General features: G+C 59.8%; 7 protein-coding genes. 4 read left to right on the top strand and 3 right to left on the bottom strand.

Annotated elements, in window-relative coordinates; all coding sequences use genetic code 11:
- Positions 1-43: 43 nt before the first annotated feature.
- Both AB5Z05_RS04205 and rihA read right to left on the bottom strand, forming a co-directional pair.
- Positions 44-511 (bottom strand): hypothetical protein, encoded by a 468-nt coding sequence (locus tag AB5Z05_RS04205; RefSeq protein ID WP_005337958.1) that lies wholly within the window; start codon positions 509-511, stop codon positions 44-46.
- A gap of 33 nt (positions 512-544) precedes the next feature.
- Positions 545-1,480 carry a pyrimidine-specific ribonucleoside hydrolase RihA gene (gene rihA / locus AB5Z05_RS04200; protein ID WP_309506293.1) on the bottom strand — a complete coding sequence of 312 codons (936 nt, stop codon included), beginning with the start codon at positions 1,478-1,480 and terminating at the stop codon, positions 545-547.
- A gap of 222 nt (positions 1,481-1,702) precedes the next feature.
- Between rihA and AB5Z05_RS04195 the strand changes: the two genes are divergently transcribed.
- Positions 1,703-2,431, top strand: a complete 729-nt coding sequence (locus AB5Z05_RS04195; protein WP_368150189.1) for an RluA family pseudouridine synthase — start codon at positions 1,703-1,705, stop codon at positions 2,429-2,431.
- Between the two features lie 153 nt (positions 2,432-2,584).
- Here AB5Z05_RS04195 and udp read toward each other — a convergent pair whose 3' ends face one another.
- Entirely contained in the window at positions 2,585-3,340 is a 756-nt protein-coding gene (udp, locus tag AB5Z05_RS04190) for a uridine phosphorylase (protein ID WP_005337975.1), read from the bottom strand.
- A gap of 382 nt (positions 3,341-3,722) precedes the next feature.
- On the opposite strand from udp, the gene yiaY reads away from it, so the two are divergent.
- The 3 genes from yiaY (at position 3,723) to AB5Z05_RS04175 (ending at position 6,161) form a co-directional block, all read left to right on the top strand.
- A complete protein-coding gene (gene yiaY / locus AB5Z05_RS04185; RefSeq protein ID WP_075115468.1) occupies positions 3,723-4,874 on the top strand; it encodes an L-threonine dehydrogenase in 1,152 nt (383 codons plus the stop codon).
- A 136-nt stretch (positions 4,875-5,010) separates the two neighbouring features.
- Positions 5,011-5,349, top strand: coding sequence for an outer membrane protein assembly factor BamE (bamE, locus tag AB5Z05_RS04180; RefSeq protein ID WP_005337980.1), 339 nt, complete (start codon positions 5,011-5,013; stop codon positions 5,347-5,349).
- 182 nt (positions 5,350-5,531) lie between these two features.
- Complete coding sequence (locus AB5Z05_RS04175; RefSeq protein ID WP_368150187.1) at positions 5,532-6,161, top strand: NAD(P)H-binding protein; 630 nt, start codon at positions 5,532-5,534, stop codon at positions 6,159-6,161.
- The last annotated feature ends 15 nt before the right edge of the window (positions 6,162-6,176 follow it).

The raw sequence follows: 6,176 nt of genomic DNA, 5'->3' as shown, positions 1-6,176 counted from the left end.
GGCTGGCCCCTCTTTTTTCAGGCCGATGGCGTAACAGGTCGCCCTACTCGGGCATGGCCGAATCCTCAAGTTCTCCGTCAGACTCGCCGCGGGTGCAGTCGATGATGGAGCGCTTGGGGTTGTTGGGATCGCGCAGCAGCAGGGGTGCCAACCCCTCGTCATGCTTCTGCTCGTCGCCAAACTCGCTGCCGTAGGCGTTGTGGGTCAACCGGCGGGCATTGGCGATGGGAGTATCGACAAAGAGAGCATGCACTTCGAAGCTGGAGGCTGGCACGATAAAGCCGACCACCGGCAAGCCGTGCAGCTCCTCGTGCACCTTGTACCAGGCAAAGCCGTCACTCACCTTGTAGGGGGTATAGTTGGCCAGTTGTAGATTGGCGGGCCTGCCCGTCTCATCCACATAGAGATCGGTAAATTCACAGGTCGCCAGCCCCTGCCACATCCGCTCAAATGGCGTCGCACAGCCTGTCAGTTGCAACCCGGCCAGCAGCACCAAGCCTCTCTTCCACATTCCCCGCCCCTTCTTGCAAAAATGAACCGGCGCTCAGTCAAACGCCCGCAGCCGCGTCACCAGCAGATCGATAAAGCCCGGACGATCCAGCCCCAACAATACCAGCGCATTGGCTGGCTTGCCGGTCAGACCATAACGATCCACCACCGTCATCCCCACGGTATGCTCCCCGCTGGTCTCGATATCGACCCGGCACTCGACTCCGTGGAACAGCTCGGGAGCCAGCAACCAGGCAATGGTACAGGGGTCGTGGAGCGGTGCACCAGTAAATCCCCACTTGGGATCCCGATGGTAGATCATGAAAAAGTCGAGCAGACCGGCCACACACTGGGCCACCGGATTGGTGATGGCGCGCACCCGCTCGATATCCTCATCCATCACCTGCGCCTCATGGGTCACATCGAGGCCACACATGGTGATGGGGATGCCCGACTTGAACACCATATCGGCCGCTTCCGGGTCCACATAAATATTGAATTCCGCCGCAGGCGTCCAGTTGCCAGCCCCTGCGGCGCCCCCCATCAATACGATGCGGGCAATCTTGCCCTTTAGCTCCGGGTGAGCTGCCAGCAGCAGGGCGATATTGGTGAGCGGGCCGGTCGGCACCAAAGTCACGGGCTCCGCGCTCTCGCGCAGACATTTGGCCATCAGCTCGATCCCCGTCATCCCCTGCGGTGCAAAGGCGGGATCCGGCAGTTTGGGGCCATCGAGACCCGATTCGCCATGGACGTTGTCGGCGATAATCAGCTCGCGGGCCAGCGGTTTCGGTGCCCCGGCCGCCACCGGAATATCGTCCCGCCCCAGCAAGGTGAGGATGCGCAGGGCATTGTTGAGGGTCTTGTCCGGTGTCTGGTTGCCCGCGCTGGTGGTGACCGCCAGCACCTTCAGTTCAGGACTGGCCAGCGCCAGAATCAGGGCGATGGCGTCGTCGTGGCCGGGATCACAATCGAGAATAACGGGCAGTGCCATGGGATGAGTCCTTACAACATAACAGGGAGCCATACCTTAACAAGCAAGCCTCGGATGAACTCGGGAAGGGGTCACAAAACGGGGCCTTGTTGGTAACCTGGGCGGTTTGCACTGTACACCACCTCGCTCAACACGGCTCACTATCAAAAGTTTGCATGGCGTCATGACGTTCATTTTCCGAGGCAGCGCACCGCCCATTCGCCCGGCCGCGCCGGTTCGGGTATGATCGTCCCCCGTTTCCAGCCCGTGTGCCCTATGTCCGTTATCGTCGACACCTTTATCGCCCCGCCCTGCAGTGCCGCCATCGAGATCCTGTTTGAAGATGAGCATCTGCTGCTCATCAACAAGCCAAGCGGCCTGCTGAGCCTCTCGGGCAAAAATCCGCAGAACCTCGACTCGGTGCACTATCGACTGGTGCAGGATTTCCCAGGCTGCACCCTGGTGCATCGCCTAGATTTTGGCACCTCAGGCATCATGGTGGTCGCCAGAAAAAAGGCTATCAATGCCCTGCTCTGCCAGCAGTTCAGCCAGCGGGCGGTGAGCAAGGCCTACAGCGCCCTGCTGTGCGGTCATCTGATTGACGACGAAGGAGTTATCGACGCCCCCATCGCCAAGGATCCGTCGATTTTCCCGCTGATGAAGATCTGCGCCGTCAGTGGCAAACCCGCTCGCTCCAGCTATCAGGTGATTGAGCGGCTGGCGCAGCAGATACAGGGGCAGAGCGTGCCTTTGACCCGGGTACGACTGGTGCCACAGACCGGTCGCACCCATCAACTGCGCATCCACAGTCAGCTGCTGGGCCACCCCATCCTCGGCTGCGATCTCTATGGTGGCCTGCTGCCACCCGGCTGCGAACAGGCGCCGCGGCTGATGCTGCACGCCAGCGAGCTGGATTTTACTCATCCGGTGAGCGGCGAGCCGATGCAGAGCCGCTGTGCAGCGCCTTTTTAGGGGCAATAGGTAGAGGCAGCCAGCAGAGACAACAAGTGCGAGTGCGACGGGATCAGTGAAAGGCGTGACGGGAGAGGAAAAGCGGTAAACGGCGGATAAAGATAGGGGCCGCGCTTTCGCAACGGCCCCCACCCCCCACTCTTTGTGGTGCTATCAGATCAGCTTACGGGCAGCGCCCAATACGATCTTGATGGCATCAGATTCGGTCTTCGCCATGGTCTCGGCGTTCGGGATTTCCTGCTGGGTACGGTTGACGATAACGCCAGCCACCATACCGGCACGCAGGCCCTGGCTGGAGCACATGGTCAGCAGGGTTGCGGACTCCATCTCATAGTTCAGCACGCCCATGGCTTGCCACTCTTTCATGGAACCCTGGAAACGGCTCACTACACGGCCTGATACGGTGTCGTAACGCTCCTGACCCGGGTAGAAGGTGTCAGAGGAGGCAGTCACACCGATGTGCAGCTTGGAGCCCATCTCTTTGGCGGTGTTCACCAGCGCGGTGGTGCAGTCGAAGTCGGCAACAGCCGGGAACTCCATCGGTGCAAAGTGCAGGCTGGCACCGTCGAGGCGCACGGAACCGGTGGTCACGATCACGTCACCCACGTTCAGGTGCGGCTGGATGGCGCCGGTGGTGCCGATACGCAGGAAGGTGCGGATACCCAGCTGGGCCAGCTCTTCTACCGCGATGGAGGTGGACGGGCCACCGATACCGGTAGAGCAGATGATCACGGCCTTGCCGTCCATCTCGCCGCGCCAGGTAGTGAATTCACGATGGCTGGCCAGGTGCACCGGGTTGTCCAACAGCTCTGCGATACGCTTCACGCGCTCGGGGTCACCGGGGACGATCGCCAGGGTGGCGCCTTGCAGATCCGCTTTCTTCAAACCCAAGTGAAATACATCAGACATAGTGGACTCCTGGTTGCCCCCTGCCAGCATGGTCAGGGCACAAGTTAAGATGATTCTTTATGATACTTTCAAGCCTTTACCCCCCTCTTCGGGGAGGCGCCAACTATGGTCGAAAGCGCTTTCCAATTCCTTGAAGCGCCTCACACTTCCACGCATTGACAGTGACAAACATTGCGCAAAACGTTTGCTAACTCAATGAAATAATTGACAAACGTTTTTCTGCAAATCGAGTCAGATGCGAGAAAGTCAAGCCTGGTTCAGCGCTTAATTAACGACTCGTGATCGACCCCGTAAAGTTGTAAACAAGATGCTTTTGTATCCCTTTCTAGATGGTAGCCTAGCTCTTAACTACCACTTAATGGCTAATTATAGGAAGTCCATCATGGCTACATTCAAGTTCTATATTCCCGCTATCAACCTGATGGGTGCCGGCTGTCTGCAAGAGGCTGCCGCCGATATCAAGGGTTACGGCTATCGCAAGGCGCTGATCGTCACCGACAAAATTCTCAACCAGATCGGCGTGGTCGCCAAGCTCACCACCCTGTTGGCTGAACATGGCATTGAAAGCGCAGTTTTCGATGAGACCAAACCCAACCCCACTACCAGCAACGTCGAAGCGGGTCTGGCCATGATCAAGGCCAACGGCTGCGATTGTGTCATCTCGCTGGGTGGCGGCTCGCCCCACGACTGCGCCAAGGGCATCGCGCTGGTCGCCGCCAACGGTGGCAGCATCAAGGATTACGAAGGGGTGGATCGCTCCGCCAAGCCGCAGCTGCCGCTTATCGCCATCAACACCACCGCCGGTACCGCCTCCGAGATGACCCGCTTCTGCATCATCACCGACGAAGCGCGCCACGTGAAAATGGCCATCATCGACAAGCACGTTACCCCGCTGATGTCGGTCAACGATCCCGAGCTGATGCTGGCCAAGCCGGCTGGTCTCACCGCTGCCACCGGTATGGATGCCCTGACCCACGCCATCGAGGCCTATGTCTCCACCATCGCCACCCCGGTGACCGATGCCAGCGCCGTGATGGCTATCGAACTGATTGCCAAGCACCTGCGCACCGCCGTTCACCATGGCGATGACCTGCATGCCCGCGAGCAGATGGCCTACGCCCAGTTCCTGGCCGGCATGGCCTTCAACAACGCAAGCCTGGGCTATGTGCACGCCATGGCCCACCAGCTGGGCGGTTTCTATGACCTGCCCCACGGTGTCTGCAACGCCGTGCTGCTTCCCCACGTTCAGGCGTTCAACGCCCAGGTGAGCGCGGCTCGTCTGAAGGATGTCGCCCGCTATATGGGGGTGGACGTGAGTGCGATGAACGACGAACAGGGCGCCGCCGCTGCCATTGCCGCCATCAAGCAGCTGGCGCTGGATGTGAAGATCCCGGAGGGTCTGGAGCAACTCGGCGTCAAGGCCGATGACTTCGATACCCTGGCCAGCAACGCCCTGAAAGATGCCTGCGGCTTCACCAACCCGAAACAGGCAAGCCACGAAGAGATCGTCGCCATCTTCCGCGCGGCGATGTAAAGGCCACCGGATTGCCAGAAAGGGTCGCAGTGCGGCCCTTTTTATTGGCTGATGGATCAATGGCTTTTTACTTCCGTGGAGGGAGTCGGTATGATTTGCCGAGCCAAAAAGACTGTATGGATGATCTGAACTCGATATGCGGATGAAACACCTGATTGCCGCGGCTTTGACCGCCCTCACCCTCTCCGGTTGCAGCCTGGTCTATCGTATCGATATTCCCCAGGGCAACTATGTGGAACAAAAACAGGTCGACAAACTGCGCCAGGGGATGACCCGCGAGCAGGTCAGCTATGTGCTGGGAACCCCCATGCTGCGTGACGGCTTTGACCCCAACACCTGGTACTACCTCTATGAATTCCAGCCGGGCCACGGCGACAAGGAGCGCAAAGAGCTCACTGTCACCTTCGCCAATGACAGGCTGACCACAGTGACGGGTGACTTCCCGCTGCCAGCAGCCTTCAATACCCCGCTCTGATATCCCGCAAAACCGGCCTCGTGCCGGTTTTGTTTTATCCAGCCCCGCGTTATGTATCCTGCCCGTGATCCTGTCAGGGGATACAGTGTCATCTCCCCCATTGCAGCTGCCCGCAAATTGCCTGATGCTGATGAGCAGCCACCATGGCATCAACATTATCGAATGACACAGGGAGAATCCCCATGAGCCGGATCCTGATTGCCGGAGCCAGCGGCCTGATCGGTCGCGAACTGGTGCAGCAACTGCCTGCCGAACATGAACTGACCCTGCTCTGTCGCAAGCCGGGCAAGGAGGCACACCACTGGCTGCCGGTCAATTTTGATGATCTGGCCAGCATCACCCTCTCCCGCCCGGTGGATATCGCCTTCTGTGCCCTCGGTACCACCCGCAAGGAAGCGGGCTCTGCCGAGGCGTTTCGTCGGGTCGATCTCGACTATGTGGTCGCCTTTGCCGAGCTGGCCCGCCGTCACGGCTGTCAGCGCCTTATAGTGGTCTCGAGCATGGGGGCCAGTGCATCATCCTCGGCTCTCTATCCGCGTACCAAGGGGGAGATGGAGCAGGCCCTGCTGGCCCAATCCTGGCCACGGCTCGCCATCGTGCGGCCCGCCATGCTGCTCGGGGATCGCCAGCCACCGCGCCTCTCCGAGCAGATTTTTCAAACTATCTACCCGCTGTTTCGGCCGCTGTTGGTGGGCAAACTCGCCCGCTGGCGCGCCATCGAGGCCCGTCAGGTGGCCCGCGCCATGATCGCCCTCTCGAAACTGCCCGCCGGGTGCGAGATTGTCGAAAACGAGCAGTTGCTGGCCCTCTGAACCCGGCCTTCCCCA

The organism is Aeromonas sp. R2-4, assembly GCF_040908365.1.
In the GTDB taxonomy this organism is placed as follows: domain Bacteria; phylum Pseudomonadota; class Gammaproteobacteria; order Enterobacterales; family Aeromonadaceae; genus Aeromonas; species Aeromonas veronii.
Note: the sequence above shows the minus strand (reverse complement) of the source record. Positions and strands in the feature narration are given on the sequence as shown.